The organism is Streptomyces sp. NPDC104381 (genome assembly GCF_055583745.1).
The window spans coordinates 83,667-102,162 of record NZ_JBVJNK010000001.1 but is presented as its reverse complement, the minus strand read 5'-3'; the positions used below and the strand labels follow the sequence as shown (position 1 = coordinate 102,162).

At 74.4% G+C, this 18,496-nt stretch carries 13 protein-coding genes; 6 read left to right on the top strand and 7 right to left on the bottom strand.

Annotation, left to right across the window (positions count from 1 at the left end; genetic code table 11):
- Positions 1-122 precede the first annotated feature (122 nt).
- The gene (locus ACZ607_RS00435; protein WP_469730272.1) at positions 123-530 is read right to left on the bottom strand and encodes a RidA family protein; all 408 of its coding nucleotides are present in this window, start codon (positions 528-530) and stop codon (positions 123-125) included.
- A gap of 124 nt (positions 531-654) precedes the next feature.
- On the opposite strand from ACZ607_RS00435, the gene ACZ607_RS00430 reads away from it, so the two are divergent.
- Positions 655-1,041 (top strand): winged helix-turn-helix transcriptional regulator, encoded by a 387-nt coding sequence (locus tag ACZ607_RS00430; protein ID WP_469730270.1) that lies wholly within the window; start codon positions 655-657, stop codon positions 1,039-1,041.
- Positions 1,042-1,311: 270 nt separating this feature from the next.
- Here the strand turns inward: ACZ607_RS00430 and ACZ607_RS00425 are convergent, their stop codons facing one another.
- From ACZ607_RS00425 to ACZ607_RS00415, 3 genes are read right to left on the bottom strand one after another with little or no spacing between them, the layout of a single operon-like run.
- On the bottom strand, positions 1,312-2,145 hold the full coding sequence (locus ACZ607_RS00425) for a sugar phosphate isomerase/epimerase family protein (protein WP_469730268.1): 834 nt from the start codon (positions 2,143-2,145) through the stop codon (positions 1,312-1,314).
- Complete coding sequence (locus ACZ607_RS00420; protein ID WP_469730267.1) at positions 2,142-3,284, bottom strand: dihydrodipicolinate synthase family protein; 1,143 nt, start codon at positions 3,282-3,284, stop codon at positions 2,142-2,144. The genes ACZ607_RS00425 and ACZ607_RS00420 overlap by 4 nt, the downstream gene beginning before the upstream one ends.
- Entirely contained in the window at positions 3,281-4,432 is a 1,152-nt protein-coding gene (locus ACZ607_RS00415; protein ID WP_469730265.1) for a Gfo/Idh/MocA family protein, read from the bottom strand. The genes ACZ607_RS00420 and ACZ607_RS00415 overlap by 4 nt, the downstream gene beginning before the upstream one ends.
- Before the next feature lie 110 nt (positions 4,433-4,542).
- Here ACZ607_RS00415 and ACZ607_RS00410 point away from each other — a divergent pair, with 110 nt between their 5' ends.
- The 5 genes from ACZ607_RS00410 to ACZ607_RS00390 all read left to right on the top strand — a co-directional run bounded on the left by ACZ607_RS00410 (position 4,543) and on the right by ACZ607_RS00390 (position 14,107).
- Positions 4,543-5,607 carry a LacI family DNA-binding transcriptional regulator gene (locus ACZ607_RS00410; RefSeq protein WP_469730263.1) on the top strand — a complete coding sequence of 355 codons (1,065 nt, stop codon included), beginning with the start codon at positions 4,543-4,545 and terminating at the stop codon, positions 5,605-5,607.
- A 135-nt stretch (positions 5,608-5,742) separates the two neighbouring features.
- Positions 5,743-8,820 carry a type 2 lanthipeptide synthetase LanM family protein gene (locus tag ACZ607_RS00405; protein WP_469730261.1) on the top strand — a complete coding sequence of 1,026 codons (3,078 nt, stop codon included), beginning with the start codon at positions 5,743-5,745 and terminating at the stop codon, positions 8,818-8,820.
- Positions 8,817-9,014 carry a hypothetical protein gene (locus tag ACZ607_RS00400; RefSeq protein ID WP_469730259.1) on the top strand — a complete coding sequence of 66 codons (198 nt, stop codon included), beginning with the start codon at positions 8,817-8,819 and terminating at the stop codon, positions 9,012-9,014. The genes ACZ607_RS00405 and ACZ607_RS00400 overlap by 4 nt, the downstream gene beginning before the upstream one ends.
- Before the next feature lie 78 nt (positions 9,015-9,092).
- On the top strand, positions 9,093-12,008 hold the full coding sequence (locus tag ACZ607_RS00395) for a helix-turn-helix transcriptional regulator (protein ID WP_469730257.1): 2,916 nt from the start codon (positions 9,093-9,095) through the stop codon (positions 12,006-12,008).
- A 215-nt stretch (positions 12,009-12,223) separates the two neighbouring features.
- A complete protein-coding gene (locus tag ACZ607_RS00390) occupies positions 12,224-14,107 on the top strand; it encodes an AfsR/SARP family transcriptional regulator (RefSeq protein ID WP_469730255.1) in 1,884 nt (627 codons plus the stop codon).
- Here the strand turns inward: ACZ607_RS00390 and lanKC are convergent.
- The 3 genes from lanKC to ACZ607_RS00375 all read right to left on the bottom strand — a co-directional run bounded on the left by lanKC (position 14,094) and on the right by ACZ607_RS00375 (position 18,454).
- Positions 14,094-16,709 carry a class III lanthionine synthetase LanKC gene (lanKC, locus tag ACZ607_RS00385; RefSeq protein WP_469730254.1) on the bottom strand — a complete coding sequence of 872 codons (2,616 nt, stop codon included), beginning with the start codon at positions 16,707-16,709 and terminating at the stop codon, positions 14,094-14,096. The genes ACZ607_RS00390 and lanKC overlap by 14 nt on opposite strands.
- A gap of 75 nt (positions 16,710-16,784) precedes the next feature.
- On the bottom strand, positions 16,785-18,119 hold the full coding sequence (locus ACZ607_RS00380) for an MFS transporter (protein ID WP_469730252.1): 1,335 nt from the start codon (positions 18,117-18,119) through the stop codon (positions 16,785-16,787).
- 179 nt (positions 18,120-18,298) lie between these two features.
- On the bottom strand, positions 18,299-18,454 hold the full coding sequence (locus tag ACZ607_RS00375) for a hypothetical protein (protein ID WP_164992679.1): 156 nt from the start codon (positions 18,452-18,454) through the stop codon (positions 18,299-18,301).
- Positions 18,455-18,496: the final 42 nt, after the last annotated feature.

Sequence of the window (18,496 nt, the reverse complement as noted above, 5' to 3'; positions counted from 1 at the left end):
GAAGGGTCCGGGCCCGGGACGACGGTACAGGAACTCCGTTGACCATGGTCGGCCGACGGAGCCCTCCAACGGCGGTACGACGCCCCTCCGATGGCCCCGGACGGCGGCAGCGGCCGGCCCCCTCAGTCGATGACCGCCGTGACCTCCACCTCGACCAGGTGCTCGGGGACGTCCAGTGCGGCGACGCCCAGCAGCGTGGCCGGGGGCGCCGGGGTGGTCCCCAGCCGGGCCGACGCCCGGGAGATCCCCTCCAGGAGCAGGGGCATCTTGTCGGGGGTCCAGTCGACGACGTGGACGTTCAGCTTCGCCACGTCGTCGAAGGAGGCGCCGACGCCCGCCAGCGCGGTGGCGACGTTGACGTAGCACTGCTCGACCTGGGCCGCCAGGTCGCCTTCGCCGACCGTGACGCCGTCGGCGCCCCAGGCGACCTGGCCGGCGACGAACACCAGCTTCGAACCGGTCGCGACCGACACCTGCCGGTAGACGTCGATCTCCGGCAGTCCTGCGGGGTTCGTCAGGGTGATGGCCATGCCGTCCGCCTCCTTGCCGCGCAGCCCCGACGGGCCGACGCGTGCTCTCTTGTGGTTACTCAGGGACCATAGGAGAGTGAGCGTTGACGTGGAAGAACGCACTTTTCAGTGACAGGGGAACCTGATGGTTACCAAGCAGTTCAACTCCTCCCCCGAGGAACAGGCCGACCTGCGGCGCGCGGATTCGCTGGCACGGGAGATCTTCTCGGACGTCGCCAACAAGTGGGCCCTCCTGATCATCGAGGCCCTGGGCGACGGCACCCTGCGCTTCAGTGAGCTGCGGGGCGCGGTCGAGGGGATCAGCCACAAGATGCTCACCCAGAACCTGCGCATGCTGGAGCGCAACGGGCTGGTCGGGCGGACCGTGTATCCGACGGTCCCGCCGAAGGTCGAGTACACGCTCACCGAGCCGGGTCAGGGGCTGCGGAAGACGGTCGACGTGATGTGCGAGTGGACCCACCGGAACCTCGGGCACATCGAGGCGGCCCGGAGCGGCTTCGACGGCGGCTGACGTCACGTCCGTGCGGAACGCCGACGGCAGTCCGCTTCGGCCGCACCCCGGCTCAGAACGCCGACGGCAGCCCTCTCCGGCCGGACCCGGCTCAAAACGCGGAATGGGGCCCGGCCCACAGGCCGGACCCCCCTCGCTTTCCCCCTCCGTCGGGCTTCCCGATCCCCCCGGACCCCTCCCCGGAAGTCCCGACGCAGAGTACGACCGGGGAGGGTACGCAAAGGTTGCACGCCTTGGCGATCTCTTTACCTTCGCGTACCCGACCGGTCCTCAGCAGGCATGTTCCAGGTAGCGGGCGGCCACTTCGCCGATGACTTCGGCACCGTCACGGGCCCAGAGCTCCTCGTTGAAGATCTCCACCTCGATCGGCCCGTCGAAGCCGGTCGCCTCCACCTGACGGCGGATCGCGCGGAAGTCCACGCAGCCGTCGCCCAGTTGCCCCCGGCCCACCAGAACGCCCGCCGGCAGCGGAGTGATCCAGTCGGCCAGCTGGAACGAGTGGATACGGCCGCCCGCGCCCGCCCGCGCGATCTGCTCGGGCAACCGGTCGTCCCACCACAGGTGGTAGGAGTCCACGACCACCCCGACCTGCTCGGCCGGGAAGCGCTCGGCGAGGTCCAGGGCCTGCGAGAGGGTCGAGACGACGCAGCGGTCCGAGGCGAACATCGGGTGCAGCGGCTCGATCGCCAGCCGGACGCCCCGCTCGTAGGCGTACGGGGCCAACTCGGCCAGCGCGTCGGCGATCCGCTCCCGCGCGGCACCCAAGTCCTTGTCCCCGTCCGGGAGTCCGCCGGAGACCAGGACCAGGGTGTCGGTGTTCACGCCCGCGGCCTCGTCGACCGCCGCCCGGTTGTCGGCCAGGGCGCGGGCCCGGCCGGCGGGGTCGGACGCGGTCAGGAAGCCGCCGCGGCAGAGGCTGGTGACCGTGAGGCCCGCGTCCTTCATCAGCCGCCCGGCGCGCTCGACGCCGTACTCCTGCACCGGGGCGCGCCACAGGCCCACGTTGCCGATGCCCGCCTTGGCGCAGCCCTCGACGAGCTCCGGAAGGGACAGCTGCCGGACCGTCTCCTGGTTGATGGAGAGGCGGGAGAGTTCGGCGGTCATCGGCTTCCTCCGTGGACGGTGAGCAGGGCGCGCATCCGGGCCTCGGCCAGCCCGGGGTCCGGGAACAGGCCCAGCCGGTCGGCCAGTTCGTACGCCTTCGCCAGGTGCGGCAGCGAACGGGCGGACTGGAGGCCGCCGACCATCGTGAAGTGGTCCTGGTGGCCCGCCAGCCAGGCGAGGAACACCACGCCGGTCTTGTAGAAGCGGGTCGGGGCCTGGAAGAGGTGGCGGGACAGCTCGACCGTGGGGTCCAGGACGGCCCGGAAGCCCTCGACGTCGCCGGTGTCCAGGACCCGTACGGCGTGGGCGGCCAGCGGGCCCAGCGGGTCGAAGATGCCGAGCAGGGCGTGGCTGAAGCCCCGCTCGTCGCCCGCGATCAGCTCGGGGTAGTTGAAGTCGTCGCCGGTGTAGCAGCGCACCCCGCCCGGGAGCCGGCGCCGTACGTCGATCTCGCGCTCGGCGTCCAGGAGCGAGATCTTGATGCCGTCGACCTTGTCCGGGTGTTCCGCGATGACCTTCAGGAAGGTGTCCGTGGCGGCGTCGAGGTCCGCGCTGCCCCAGTAGCCCTCCAGCGCGGGGTCGAACATCGGGCCGAGCCAGTGCAGGACGACGGGCTCGGTGGCCTGGCGCAGGAGATGGGCGTACGTCTCCAGGTAGTCCTCGGGGCCCTTCGCGGCGGCGGCCAGCGCGCGGGAGGCCATCAGGATGGCCTGGGCGCCGCTCTCCTCGACCAGGGCGAGCTGCTCCTCGTACGCGGCGCGCACCTCGGCCAGGGTGGCGGGGCCGGTGAGCTGGTCGGTGCCCACACCGCAGGCGATCCGGCCGCCCACGGACCTCGCCTCGGCGGCGGAGCGGCGGATCAGCTCGGCCGCTCCGGCCCAGTCCAGGCCCATGCCGCGCTGCGCGGTGTCCATGGCCTCGGCGACGCCCAGGCCGTGCGACCAGAGGTGGCGGCGGAAGGCGAGGGTGGCGTCCCAGTCGATGGCGGCGGGGTCGTCGGGGCTGATGTCGGCGCCCGGGTCGGCGACGACGTGGGCGGCGGAGAAGACCGTACGGGAGGCGAGCGGCGCCCCGGAGTGGGCCAGGTCGAGCGGGGTGGTCCGGGGCTCGTAGGGCCCCTGCGGGAGGTGGATGGTCACAGGCTCAGCTCCGGTACGTCGAAGCGGCGGCCCTCGGCCGACGACTTGAGGCCGAGCTCGGCGAGCTGGACGCCCCGGGCGCCGGCCATCAGGTCCCAGGTGTAGGGCTCGTCGAGGACGATGTGGCGGAGGAACAGCTCCCACTGGGCCTTGAAGCCGTTGTCGAACACGGCGTTGTCGGGGACCTCCTGCCACTGGTCGCGGAAGGACTCGGTGACCGGGAGGTCCGGGTTCCAGACCGGCTTGGGGGTGGCCGAGCGGTGCTGGACGCGGCAGTTGCGCAGGCCCGCGACGGCGGAGCCGTGGGTGCCGTCGACCTGGAACTCGACGAGCTCGTCGCGGTTGACGCGGACCGCCCAGGAGGAGTTGATCTGGGCGACGGCGCCGCCGGCCAGCTGGAAGGTGCCGTACGCGGCGTCGTCGGCGGTGGCGGCGTAGGGCTTGCCCTGTTCGTCCCAGCGCTGCGGGATGTGGGTCTGCACGTGCGCCGAGACGCTGGTGACCTGGCCGAAGAGCTCGTGCAGGACGTACTCCCAGTGCGGGAACATGTCGACGACGATGCCGCCGCCGTCCTCCGCGCGGTAGTTCCAGGAGGGGCGCTGGGCCTCCTGCCAGTCGCCCTCGAAGACCCAGTAGCCGAACTCGCCGCGCACGGAGAGGATCTCGCCGAAGAACCCGCCGTCGATGAGGCGCTTCAGCTTGAGCAGGCCCGGGAGGAAGATCTTGTCCTGGACGACGCCGTGCTTGATGCCGGCGTCACGGGCGAGGCGGGCCAGTTCGAGCGCGCCCTCGACGTCGGTGGCGGTGGGCTTCTCGGTGTAGACGTGCTTGCCGGCGGCGATGGCCTTCTTGATCGCGTCGACGCGGGCCGAGGTGACCTGGGCGTCGAAGTAGATGTCGATCGTCTCGTCGGCGAGCACCGCGTCCAGGTCCGTCGACCACTCGGTCAGCCCGTGCTGCTCGGCGAGGGCCTCCAGGGCGTGGGCGCGGCGGCCGACGAGGACGGGTTCGGGCCACAGCACGTCGCCGTCGCCGAGGTCGAGGCCGCCCTGCTCGCGGATCGCGAGGATCGAGCGCACCAGGTGCTGCCGGTACCCCATGCGTCCCGTGACGCCGTTCATGGCGATGCGCACTGTCCTGCGTGTCACGAAAGTTCCTCCATACAGCCGTAGCAAGCGCTTTCTATGCGGTATGACGCTAGCCTGCCGACAGTGGCCCGGACAAGGGGGGCCGCTCCAGAACTCCTCGGAGGAGAGCGATGACAGTCACCCTGGCGGACGTGGCGGCCCGCGCCCGGGTGTCCCCGGCCACCGTGTCCCGCGTGCTGAACGGCAACTACCCGGTGGCCTCGTCCACCCGGGAGCGGGTCCTGCGCGCGGTGGACGATCTGGACTACGTACTGAACGGCCCGGCCAGCTCGCTCGCCGCCGCCACGTCCGACCTGGTGGGCATCCTGGTCAACGACATCGCCGACCCGTTCTTCGGCATCATGGCCGGGGCGGCGCAGAGCGAGATCGGCGGCCCGGGCGACGGATCCGGCCGTGCGGGCGGCGAGAAGCTCGCGGTCGTCTGCAACACCGGCGGCTCCCCCGAGCGCGAACTCACCTATCTCACCCTGCTGCAGCGTCAGCGCGCCGCGGCCGTCGTCCTGACCGGCGGCGCCCTGGAGGACCCGGCCCACCAGGCCGCGATGGGGGTGAAGCTGGCCAAGCTGGCGGACGCGGGCACCCGGATCGTGTTCTGCGGGCGCCCTCCGCTGGCGGGCACCGACGCGGTGGCCGCCGCACTGGCCTTCGACAACCGGGGCGGCGCCCGGCGCCTCACCGAGCATCTGATCACCCTGGGACACCGCCGGATCGGTTACGTCGCCGGGCCCGTGGAGCGCACCACGACCCGGCACCGGCTGGAGGGCCACCGCGAGGCCATGAAGGCGGCGGGGCTGTACGGCGACGAGGAGAGCGTCACCGTGCACGGCCCGTACGACCGGAGTTCCGGTTACGACGCCACGCTCGAACTCCTGCGCCGCGAACCGGACCTGACGGCCGTCGTCGCCGCCAACGACACCGTGGCACTCGGTGCCTGCGCGGCGGTACGGGACCGGGGGCTCCGCATCCCCGAGGACATCTCGGTGGCCGGCTTCGACGATCTGCCGTTCTCGGTGGACGCCGTGCCCGCCCTGACGACCGTACGGCTGCCGCTGTTCGAGGCGGGGGCGCGGGCGGGCCGGCTGGCGATGGGCAAGGAGACGCCTCCGCCGGGCGGGATCGCGACCATCGAGGCGGAACTCATGGAGCGGGGGTCGACGGCGCCGCCTTCCCGCTGACCTCACCGCCCCGCCGGGCGCCGTACCCCGGCCGTACCCCGAAAGATGGGGGCGACTCCCCCATGTGCGGGACCCGGGGGCCCTCCAGGATGGGGCACGGGAGAGCCGCCGGGGCCTCCCTGGACCACCGGGGAGGTGAACGCGGTGAGGGAGAAGGAAGCGACCGGCGGTACGGCGACGTCGGACGGCGCGGGCGGCGAGGACCACGCCCCCGTGCCCGACACCGCCGGCCTCTTCGGCCTTCGGGAGCACGGCGAACCGTGGTGGGCCGCCGGCACGGTCGGACCGCGTCCGGCGGCCGAGCCCGAGTGGGCCGGCTTCGCCCGGGAGGCCGTCGGCCTGGCGCCGCGCTCGGCGCGGATCGAGGAACGCGCCTACCCGGACCTGACCGGATTCGTCCTGGTGATCGCCCCGTTCGCCGCCCGGGCGGCCGACCGGATGGTGTCCGCGGTGTCCGACGGCGGCTCGCGGCCGGGATCGACCGCCTGCTCCACCGGTGTGCTGGACGGCTTCCGGCGTGACGTGGAACGGCGCCTGGCCGTGCTGGCCGCCCGGACCCTCGTGTCGGAACTGCACGACGCGCGGGTCGGCGGCAGGCTGACGGGCCCGGGGCCGGGTGAGCGCTTCCGGGACTTCCTGCGGCTGACCGCGAGCCGGCCCGGCCTCGCCTCGCTGGTCACCACCTATCCGGTCCTCGCCAGGGTCCTCGCGCAGGCGGCCATGAACGCGGCGGACGCGTTCGCCGAGATGCTCGGCAGGCTCGCCGCGGACCAGGGCTCCCTCGCCTCCTCGACGGTCCTCGGGGAGCGGAGCGCGGGACGCCTCACCGACTACGGGCCGCACACGCTGACCGAGGTCGGGACGGGTACGGGCGACAGTCACCGCGGAGGCCGGTCGGTGATGCTGCTGCGGTTCGCCGACGGCACCCGGCTGGTCTACAAGCCGCGCCCGCTCGCCGCGCACCGGCACTTCGACGCCCTGGTGCGATGGTTCAACTCCCTGGAGGGGACGCCCGGTCTGCGGGTGCCCCGGGTCCTGGACCGGGGCGCGTACGGCTGGGCCGAGTTCGTCGAGGACGCCCCCTGCCGATCGGCGGCCGGGACCGAGCTCTTCTACCGCCGCCTGGGTGCGCTGCTGGCCCTGCTGCACGTCCTGGACGGCACGGACCTGCACCACGAGAACCTCGTCGCGTGCGGGGCACATCCCGTCCTGGTCGACGTGGAGACGCTGTTCCATCCGCCCCTGACACAGGTTCCGCCCGCCGACCCGGCCGCGCGTGCCCTGTACAGCTCGGTGCACCGTGTCGGACTGCTCCCGCAGCTCCTGGTCGGGGACACCACCGCGCTGGACATGTCCGCGGTCGGCGGTGGCCGGGCGGCCTCCTCGCCGCTGGAGACGGCCTCCTGGGCGGCGGCGGGCACCGACACCATGCGTCTGGTGCGGACCACCGGGCGGTTCGGCGCGTCGGCCAACCGCCCGACCCTGGACGGGACTCCGGCCGATCCGTTCCGGTTCACCGACGCCCTGTGCGACGGCTTCCGCGCCGCGTACACCGCTGTCAGCGGGTCGCGCGCCGAACTTCTCGGCCCCGGCGGCCTGCTGAGGCTCTTCGCGGACGACGAGACCCGCTTCGTGCCCAGGCCCACCTGGACGTACGCCACGCTGCTGCACGAGTCCACCCATCCGGATCTGATGCGCGACGCCGCCGAGCGCCAGCAGGTCTTCGCGCTCCTGCGCACCGGCGCCCTCGGCACCCCCGCGCTGGCCGGCCCGGAGGACGAGGAGATCGCGGAGCTGTGGCAGGGCGACGTCCCGGTGTTCACCACGCGTCCGGACTCCACCGAGGTGTGGAGCGGCTCCGGGCGCGGGATGCGGGGACCCGCCGGGCCCACCGGGCTGGAGCGGGTGGAGGCGAAGATCCGGGCCCTGGACACGGTGGACCGGCTGGACCAGGAACGGATCATCCGTGCGGCCATGGTGAGCACCTCCACCGAGCCCCCGCACGGCGCCACCGGGTCCGTGCGGCCCAGGACCGAGGCAACCGCGCCGGAGCCCGAGCGGCTGCTGTCCGCCGCCCGTTCGGTGGGTGACCAGCTCGTCTCGCTCGCGTATCACAGCGGCAGCCGGACCAACTGGATCGGCCTGGAGCTGCTCGGCGAGCGCTACTGGCGTCTCACGCCGCTGGCGGCCGACCTGGCGGGCGGCTACACCGGCCCCGCGCTGTTCCTCGCGCAGCTGGCGTCCCTGACCGGCGCCGCCCGGTACGCGGACGCGGCGCGGGCCGCGCTGGCACCCCTGCCGGGCCTGCTGGACGCGCTGCACCTGCGCGGGGACGACCTCGGGATGCTCGGTTCCGGCGCCTTCTCCGGCCTCGGGGGCATCGCCTACGCGTTGACCGAGGTCGGGACGCTGCTGGACGACAGCCGGGTACTGGACTGGGCGGGGCCCGCCACGCGGCTCGCCCGCGCGGCGAGTTCGGCCGAGGAGGGGCTCGGGGTGCGCGGCGGTGCGGCCGGGGGGCTGGTGTCACTGCTCGCCGTGCACCGCGCCACCGGACGGACCGAGGCCTGGCACGGCGCCGAGCGGTGCGCCGAACGTCTCGTGGCGACGGCACCGCCCACGTCCGGGGGCTTCGCGGACGGGGCGGCGGGCGTCGGCTGGGCACTGCTGCGGTTCGCCGGGGCGGGGGGCGGCCCGCGCCACCGGAACGCCGGGCTGGAGGCCCTGCGGGCTGCCGTACGGGGCGCCGGGAGCGGCCGCGCCTGGTGCGAGGGGACGTCGGGGGTCGCGCTCGCGGTCGCCGACAGCCCCGAGGCACTGGCCGATCCGGAGCTGCGCGACTGGCTCGCGGAGCACGCCGGTGACGTGGCCCGGGCCGCGCCCCAGACGGACGACAGTCTGTGCCACGGGGAGCTGGGCGTACTGGAACTGCTCGGTCATGCCTCCCTGCCCGGCCTGCGCCCCCACTGGCTGCGCCGGACCGGCACGCTGCTGGCCGCCGCCGACCGGGCGCAGTCGCACTGCGGGACGCCCGGACACGTACCTCACCCCGGGCTGCTCACCGGCCTGTCGGGCATCGGACACGGGCTGCTGCGGGCGGGGTTCCCCGACCGCGTCGGGCCGGTACTGCTCGTGCGCCACTCAACGGGGGCCGACCTGACCCACGTACCCATGACGTTCTCGACCAACGACCAGAAGACGAGGCAGAGATGACGCAGATCAGCGAGTCGGCCGGATACGTGGACACCACCGCGGCGCACGAGGGCGCCTTCGAGCACCCGGCGGGCCGGATATCGCTGGGGGACAACGGCGGCCTGGGTCTGAGAAGCAGACTCCTGAGCGCCTCGGACGGGGACGTCGTCAACGGCCCCGACCTGCCCTGGACGACGTTCACCGTCCCGATGTGACCGTTTCCCGCCACCGTGCACGTCATGAGGCGAATGTGCCTACTGCCGCACTCTGTACGGCTCCAGTAGCCTGCGGCCATGCGTGCGAATTCGCCGGTCGTCGTCGGACGTGACGAGGAGATCGGTCTGCTGAGCAGCGCCCTGGACGCCGCACGACGGCGTTCGGGGCGCGCGCTGTTCCTCGTCGGGGAAGCGGGGATCGGCAAGTCCCGGCTGGTGGGCGAATGCGCCTACCGGGCCTACGGACTGGGCATGCCGGTGCTGCGCGGGCGGGCGGGCTCCACCGGCCTGATCGTGCCGTTCCGGCCCCTGGTGGAGGCCCTGTCGTCCCACTTCCGTGCGGCGGGCACGCCGAAGGATGCGGAACTCGCGCCGTACCACCCCGCGTTGGCCAGGCTGGTCCCGGAGTGGCGGAGCGGGGCCTCGGCCGGTTACACGGAGACCGTGGTCGAGCTGGCGGAGGCGCTGCTGCGACTGCTGTCGGTCCTCGGCCGGGACACCGGCTGCGTGGTGCTGCTGGAGGATCTGCACGACTGCGACACGGAGACCGTCGCGGTGGTGGAGTACGTCGTCGACAACCTGGCGGACCTCCCGGTCCTGCTGCTGGGCACCCTGCGCCCGGAGCAGGGGGCCGCCCTGGACCTCGTACGCTCCGCCGAGCAGCGCCACACCGCGACCGTGGTGGAGTTACGCGGGCTCGGCGACGCGCACGTACGGACCCTGACCGGGGCGTGTCTGGAGACGCCGCCCGAGCTGATACCCGACGCGGTCCTGCGACGTCTGGTCGAACGCGCGGCGGGCAACCCCTACCTGGTCGAGGTGCTGCTCGACGACCTCCTCGACACCGGCAGGCTGCGGCGCACGGAGTCCGGATGGGAGGCGGCGGACCAGCCGGACGGAGGTCTCCCGTCGCGCATCCTGCGGAGCTGGGCGCACCGGCTTGACCGGATGGACGAGCCGGTGCGGGACCTGCTGCTGACGGCGGCGACCCTGGGCGGCCAGTTCTCCGTGGCCGTGCTCCAGACCGTCACCGGGCTGGAGGACCGGGCCCTCTTCACCCACCTGCGGTCCGCGGTCGAGACCGGTGTGATCGCCCCCGACGGGGCGGCCCCCGACCGCTACACCTTCCGGCACACCCTCACCGCCGAGGCGCTGGTCTCCTCGCTCGCTCCGGCCGAGCGCGCCGCGCTCGCCCGCCGTGCCGCCGCGGCGATCGAGCAGTCGGGGGAGCCGCTCGACGAGGACCGCCGGCAGCTCGTGGCCTCGCTGGAGCTCGCCGCGGGCAACCGCGCGCGGGCCGCGCTCCGGTTCGCCGAGGCGGGCCGGCGGATGCTCGCGTCGGGTTCGCACGGTTCGGCCGTGGTGCTGCTGGAGCGTTCCCTCTCCCTGGCGGCGGACACCGATCTCGCGGCCGTCACGGAATCCCTGGCGGTGGCCCGGGCCGAGGGCGGCGACCTCGACGGGGCCCTGGCCCTGGCCGACGGACTGCCGCCGCTGCCCGCGGGCTCGGAGGCGGCCGCCCGGCGCGGGGACGCCCACCTCCAGATCGCCTGGGTGGCGGTCATGGCGGAGCGCGCCGAGGACACGGCACGTCAGATCGCCGCCGCGCGGGTCCTGTTCGGCCCCATGCCGTCCCCTGCCCGTCGCGCCTCGCTCGCCGTCGTGGACGGTCATCTGTCCCTGCTCCCCGGGGAGGACCGGCGGGAGCAGGAGGCAGCCGAACGGACCGCGCTCGATGCCGCGGGGACGGCCGAGGCGGAGGGGCTCCCGGTCGTGGCCTGCCAGGCCTGGCAGTTGCTCGCGCTGCTCCACCGGGAGCGGGGCTTCGACGCCGCCGACGCGTGCCTGGAGCGGATGCTGGCCCTGGCCACCGAGCACTCCCTGCCGCTCTGGAGGGTGGAGGCGCTGGTGCGCCTGGGGGTGAACGGCTTCATGCGGACCGGTGACGCGGCCCGCCTGCACTCGGCTCGGGCGGCCGCGGCGGAGCTGGGTTCCCTGCTGCTGGCACAGACGGTCGACGGGCTGCTCGCGATGAACGCGGTGATGTGCGCTCGGTGGGACGAGGCGGAGGCGATCACCGCACGGTCGGTCGAGGCGAGCGCCAGGATCGGCAACCACGGCGCGCACCGCTATCTGCTGCTGGCCGGAGCGGCGGCCGCGGCGCACCGGGGCCGCCGGCGGGAGACGGACCGGGCCCTCGTCGCGTTCCGCAGGGCGGGTGGGGAGCAGTCCGCGCTCGTGCCCCTGCGGCTGGGGTTCTGCGGGGCGATCGGGGCGCTGCTCGAGGAGGACCGCCCGGCCGCCGCGGCGGCGCTGGACGCCGCCCTGGACTGGGAGCGCGACCATCCCAGCTACTACTACCTGAGCGGCCGCTACGGACTGCGCCCGCTGCTGCGGGTGCTGGCGGGCGACGCGGCGCGCGGGGAGTACGAGGAGGCGGCCGGGGCGCCCGGCGCCGCTCTGGCCTGGAACCGGCAGTTCCTCGAACTGACGGAGGCGGTGCTGCTCGGCAGGGAGGGCGACCCCGCGGGTGCCGCGCGGCGGATGGGGTTCTTCCACGCCCGGTCGGAGGCCTTCCCGGTGGCACGTCATCTCGGTCTGCGGCTGGTCGCGGACGCGGCGCTCGCCGACGGGTGGGGCGAGCCGGTCGTGTGGCTGCGCACCGCCGAGGAGTTCTTCCACTCGGCCGGGGTGCAGCCGGCGGCTGCGGCGTGCCGGGCGGCGCTGCGGCAGGCGGGGGTGAGCGTGACCCAGCACCGCGACGGACGGGACCGGATCCCTCCGCCGCTGCGGACCAACGGGGTGACCCCGCGCGAGTACGAGGTGTTCGTGCTGCTGGCGGACCGGCCGGGCAACCAGCAGATCGCCCGGCGGCTGTCCATCTCGCCCCGCACGGTGGAGAAGCACCTGGCCAGCCTGCTGAGCAAGACGGGCCGGGCGGACCGTACGGCCCTGTGCGAGTTCGCCGCGGAGTGCGTGGTCGACCTGCCCTGAGCGGGCGTTCCCCCCGTCCGGAGGGCCGGGGCGGGCGCTCCCCTCCCTCCGGATGGGGGGGGGACGGGCCGTCAACATGGGGGCATCGGACGGCGGGGGTCGGGTGCGCCACCGGGAAGATGCGGGGCGGTCACCGATGCGGCCCGTTCCGCGTCGCGGCAGCATCGGCAGGGTACGGCAGCTCGTCGCCCCTCCCCCGGCCAGGAGGCCCGCTGATGCCCCTTCCCTCCGCCCGCACCGGCTCCCCCGGCGCGGTGTACTTCTCGCTGCTCGGGCCGCTCTCGGCGGTGATCGACGGCAGGCCGCTGCCGCTCGGACCACGCAAGCAGCGGCTGGTCCTGGCCACCCTGCTGTCGCGGCCCAACACCCCCGTTCCGGTGGACGTGCTCACCGACGTGGTGTGGCCGGAGGGCCCGCCGCGTACCGCGCGCAAGAACCTCCAGGTCTATGTCAGCGCCGCCCGGGCACTCTTCGGGGCCGTGGACGGCGACGACCGGGGCAGGGTGGTGCACGACTGCGGCGGCTACCGGCTGCGGGTGGAGGAGGGGGAGCTGGACACCCTGCGCTTCCGGACGCTGGCCCGGGCGGGCCGGGCGGCGAGCGAGCGGGGCGACCTGCGCACCGCCGCCCGGCTGCTGCGGGAGGCGCTCGACCTGTGGGGGGAGCGTCCGCCGCTGCACGACCTCCGTGATTCCGCCGGGGTCGCGGAGGAGGCCGAACGCCTGGAGGCCCGCTGCCTCACGGTCTACGAGGACTGGGCCGAGGCCGAGATCGAGACGGGCCGCGCGGGCGTCGCGGTGGACGGCCTGAGGGACCTGGTCGAACGCCACCCGTTCCGGGAGCGGTTGCGGGCCGCGTGGATGAACTCCCTGCACCAGACGGGCCGTCAGGCGGAGGCACTGGCGGTGTACGACGACTACCGGCAGCTGCTCGCCCGGGAGCTGGGCCTGGAACCCAGTCCGGCGATGGCGGGCCTGTACCGGGCGATGCTCGGCGAGGGCCGGGCCTCGCGGGCCTCCGCTCCCCGGAGCGCGGCGGGCGGTGCGTCACTGCCGGCGGACAGCAGGCACTTCACCGGCCGCGAGGACGAACTGGCGCGGCTGCTCGATGTGTCGGGGAGCCCGGAAGGCGCCGTGCTGGTCGTCTCCGGCCCGGCCGGTGTGGGGAAGTCGGCCCTGGCCGTCCGGGCGGCCCACCTGCTCGCCGACAGCTTCCCCGACGGGCGGGTCCACGTGAGGGCGCGCCGGGAGGACGGCGTGCCCCGTTCCCGCAACGACATGCTCGACGAGCTGGGGCGGCTGTGCGGGGTGGGCGTTCCCGGCCGGCCGGACCCCGCGCAGGCCGGGAACGCCTGGCAGGACTGGCTGTCGCGGCACCGGGCGCTGATCGTGCTGGACGACGTGGCGGACGAGGCGTCGGTGCGCGGGCTGCTGCCCCGGGCCGGGCGGAGTTCGGTGCTGCTGACCGCCCGCGGTCAGCTCGCCGGTCTGGAGGCCGTGCACCGGACGGCGCTCGCCGCCCCCGGCGAGGACGAGGCGCTGGAGCTGCTGGGGACGCTGATCGGAGGGGACAGGCTGCGGACGGACCGGGCCTCCGCGATGCGCATCGTGCGGGCGTGCGGGGCCCTGCCGTTGGCGGTGGCGGTGAGCGGGATGCGGCTCGCGGTGCTGCGGCACCTTCCGCTGGCGGAGTACGCGGACCGGCTCGACGACCCGGCGGCGGCCCTGGACGAGCTGGTGGCCGGGGACGTGTCCGTACGCGCCCGGCTCGCCGCGGGCTGGCGGGACCTGGGGGCCCGTGACCGGGGGGCGCTGGCCCGGGTCGCGGGGCTCGCGGAGGACGGCGGCTTCACGCTGGAGCGGGCGATGTCGGCGCTGGACCGCGACGAGCGGGGCACGATCCGCGCGGTCGAGTCGCTCATCGACGCCGGTGCGGTGACCTCCCCCGCGGGCGAGGTCACCGCGCACGCGGCGCTGTACGAGGTGCCCCGGCTCCTCTGTCTGTACGTCCGTGAGGAGACGGGCCCCGAGGGAGCCGGCGCACGGGAACCGGCGCTCTCCCCCGGGAGCGGTGCTTCCCGTCCCCTCAGCCGAGGGTGAGCAGGTCCAGCAGGCCGGGGAGGCTCCCGCCGGCCCGCCGGTCCCCGGGCCCGCGTCCCCCGGCGCCCCCGTCGCGCCCTCCGGACAGGAAGTGCAGGGCGAGCAGCAGGCCCGCCGCCCCCGTGCCGAGGTCGGCGGAGAAGCGCCGCAGCGTCGAACCGGGGACGAGCAGCCGGTCCCCGTCGGCGACGAGGTGCCAGGCGAGGTTGCGCACGGAGGCCAGGACTCCCGGGCCGGTCCGGGTCACGGGGTCGAGCTGGCCGGCCGCGGCCGCGAGGCCGGCGCGCCCGGTGAACAGCCCCGGCTCACGGACGAATTCCATCGCGCAGCCCTGGGCCACGCCCGGGATCAGAGCGCTCAGTTCCTCGTCCTCGTACCGGGCGGTGTACAGCTGGGAGACCAGTGCGACACCTGAACTGCCCTGTCCGAGATAGAGCAGATGGCGCTGCCCGTCCTTCACCTGGAGCGAGCCGTCGTCCATCGTGACGAGGTGTGCGGCCTCGCGCCCCAGGGCGGTGCGGGCGGCCCGGCGCAGCCAGTCCTCGCCGGTCAGCGCGTGCAGTTCGAGGAGGAGCAGGGCGGCTCCGCTCAGTCCGCGCAGCAGTCCGGCCGACTCGGGCAGCCGCATGCCGTCCACCTGTTCGCCCCGTACCAGCCGGTCCAGGTCCCGGGCGGTGCGCAGGGCGTCGTCGACCAGCCGGGGGTCGGGGGCCGCACCGTCCGCCCGGGCCATGCGCAGGGCGGCGAGCGCGGTTCCGGCCCGCCCGGTGAGCAGATCCGCCGAGGTGTTCGCCGGTGCGAGGCACGTCGCGCGCTCCCACACCTCGCGTCCCTGTCCGGCACGGCCCAGGAGGGAGAGCACCAACGCGGCACCGGGCAGCCCGTCGTAGAGTCCGCCGGCCCCTGCGGGGTCCCGGCGCAGCGCGGCCGCCGCGAGCCAGTCGGTCCACTCCGCGGGGACGGGGGCGCCGGTCCGGTGCAGGGCGTACAGGACGCCCGCCGCACCGTTCACGAGGTCGGTGCCGCCGGTGGCGAAGAGGTCGGGGCCGCCCGGGAAGAGGCGGTCCGCCCGTCCGGGTGTGGCTCCGGCGTGGATCCCGGCCAGCAGGCGGGTGCGGAGGCCGGCCCAGTCCACCTCCGGCCCCTCGAACAGGGCGGCCACCTCGTCCTCACGCCGTCGCGAGGCGTCCGGACCGGGGAGGAGTGCCGGCCTGCGGGGGCCCGCCCCGGCCGGGAGCGCGTACCTCCGCCGGGCCCAGCGCTCCAGGGTGAGGGCCTTCGCCCGCTCCAGTCCGGCCATCTCCATGACCGGCATCAGCATGCTGAGCCAGGTCGCCCAGAGGGCGTAGGCGTCGGCCTCCGCCCCGGGGGTGCCCTGCGGCGCCTGGAGGCCCTGGGCGCCGGCCAGCGGGGTGTCCGTGTCGTCGAGCGAGGTGGCGTACTCGAAGTCGACGAGGGCGATCCGCCCGTCGGGCCGGACGATGATGTTGGAGGGGTGCAGATCGCCGAAGCGCAGGCCACGCGCGTGGATCGCCTCCAGGGCCCGCGAGAGCTCACCGGTCACCGACTCGGTCCAGGCGACGTAGGGGGCGAGTTCGTCCGCCGAGTCCGCCCCGCGTACGAGGGCGAAGCGGGCGACGATCTCCTCCAGCAGGGTGTTCCCCTCGATGTGCTCCTCGATCAGGAAGTGGTGCTCCCACACGGTCCGCACCCCGTACACCCGGGGTACGCAGTCGAGTCCGGCCAGCGCCGTCAGCGCCCGGTGCTCGCGGTGCAGGCGGGTGACGGCGTCGTCGCCCGCGCCGTCGAGTCCGCAGTGCGGACGTGCCTCGCGCAGCACCACGCGCCGCCCCGTCCCGGTGTCCTCGGCGAGGTAGATCCCGCCGGCGTTGGAGAACTGGAGGGCTTCGGTGACCTTGTACGGGAAGGTGTCGTCGCGGGCGGCGGCGCGCGCCGCGAGATGGGGCCGCAGGGCGGCGGGGACCTCGACCCAGGGGGGTGTCCGGAAGACCACCCCGCGTTCGTCCGGGACCAGTTCTCCGGAGGGATTCCGCAGCGCGAGGACCTGCCGCCCGTCGGCGTCGGCGCACCAGCGGGGGACGAAGGCCCCGTAGCGTGTGTAGACCGGTGCGTCGCCGATCCGCAGGTCGCTGAGGACGTAGGGGCCGCTGCGTCCCGCCAGCGCCCGGGAGAGTTCCCCGGCGAGCGCGAGGAACACGGTCTCGTCGGGCGGGTACGCGGCGATGAACTTGCCCGCGCCGCTGCGGTGCATGTACTTGTCCGCCATCAGCAGCAACGCCTTCTCGCTGCGCAGGAATTTGAAGGGCACCCCGTGGCGGAGGCAGATCCGGGCGGTGTCCCGCAGGGTGGCCTCGGCCTCGCCGGGGACGGTGGACACATGGATCTTCCAGCCCTGCTCGGCCGGCTCCACCCCCTCGGGCACCAGCGAGGTCCACAGCCCCACGGCCTCGCGGCGCCAGCCCTCCGGGGGCGGATCGGTGTCGAGCCGGTAGCGGGACTCCTCGTCGGGCAGCCGGGCCGGGGTGTCGAAGTACGTACGGTCGGCGAGGCAGTACAGCTGGGTCTCCTGGGTGCCTGGCACGCTCGGCCCTCTCTTCTCGAAGCCCGCGGGACGCACGGACGGTGGCGGTGGGGCGGCTGGGTCCTCTCCCGCGGATCAGTCACCGGGGGCGGCGCGTCTCGCGACGGCCGGTGTGTGGTCGGGTCCCGCCGGGGCCACGGGACCGTCCGCCGCCCGCGCGGGCCCGGTGGCCGGCTCCGGCGCGTCGGCGGGCCCGGCCTCGCGGGGCGGGGCGGGCTCCGCGCGTGCCGAGGGGGCGAGCGTGACCACGAGGGCGGACAGGGCCAGCACGCAGCCGGTGAGCGCGAACGCCCAGCGGGCGCCGAAGGCGGTCAGCAGCGCTCCCCCGGCCAGCGGTCCGAACGGCTGGACCATCGAGGACAGGAATCCCGCCGCGCTCTGGACCCGGCCCACCCGGTCCTCGGGGGTCACGACGAGGAGCTTCGAGAGGAAGCCGATGCTGGCGACGGTCGAGAGGCACATGCAGAGCGCGCACATCAGCCCCGCGACCAGGGGCCGGCCGACCCAGGCCATCACCCCGGCGGCGGCGACGCACGTCCAGCAGGTGGCGACGATCAGGAGCCTGGAGTGCCGTTCGGGGCTGATGCGCGGGGCGATCAGCGCCCCGGCCAGGGCCCCCGCGGAGACACAGGTGATGACGAAGCCGCCGCCGATCCCCGACGTGCCCCCGTCGGAGAAGGCGGTCAGGGCGGTGAAGGTCAGCGCCCCGAAGGCGAAGTTCATGCCCAGGCCGAACACGAGCAGGACCGTACGCAGATAGGGCAGTCCCCACAGGAACGTGAGGCCCGCGAGGAGTTCACGCCGGCTGAACACCGCACCCGCCTTCGCCCTGGCCCGGGAGCGGGTGCGGACGAGGGCCACGCAGACGGTCGACAGGAGCAGCCCCAGTGCCTCGGCCGCGAACGGCAGGGCCGGGTGGAGGCCGAACAGCGCGCCCCCGACGAGGGGTCCGACGAGCCGGGCCGTCTGGCTGCGGGCCTGGAGCCGTGCGGTGGCGGTGCCCATCTGGTCGGCCGGGACGACCGCGCGCATCAGGCCGAAGACGGCGGGTGCGTAGACGCTGCTGATCACCGCGCCCGCGGCCGCGACGAGCAGGACGAGGGGCATGGGGGCGTGCCCGAACCACACGGCCGTCGCGAGGGCGGTGACGACGGTCAGGCTGCCGACGTCGCAGAGCCTCATCAGCCGGCGGCGTTCGACGCGGTCCGCCATGACCCCGCCGGGCAGCATGGTGATCAGCACGGCTCCTACGGACACCGTCCCGACGGCCCCGGCCTGCACGGCGGAACCGGTCTCCTTCAGCACCAGCAGGGGAAGGGCGAGGGCGGTCATCTGCCCGCCCAGAACGGCGAAGAGGCCGCTCAGCCAGAGCAGCCTGAAATCCCTGTTGCCGCGCAGCGGCGTGGTCATCGTGAACTCCCGTGGGTGGTCGGGGCCGTGGCGAGGGGGAAGCGGCCCGGGGCGGTACGGGCCGGAAGCGACGGCGGGGCGGCTCCGTCACGACGGAACCGCCCCACATCACCGGCCGGCCGGGCGCCACGGCGGGAGGACCTGCCCCGGCCTCCGTGGCGCCGCCCCGGTGCGTCCGGTCAGTTCTCGAGGACGACGCTGATCACGCTGACGCAGCTGCCCGGAGCCACGACCTTGTCGACGGCCGTCTCCTGGAGGTCCAGTACGGAGTGCGCCTCGACCTCGGGGGTCTCGTCGTTGTTGTCGTCGGCGGCGGGCTTGGTGTTCTCGGCCATGGTGGTCTCCGTCCACTCGTGACTGCACTGGTTCCGGGGGCC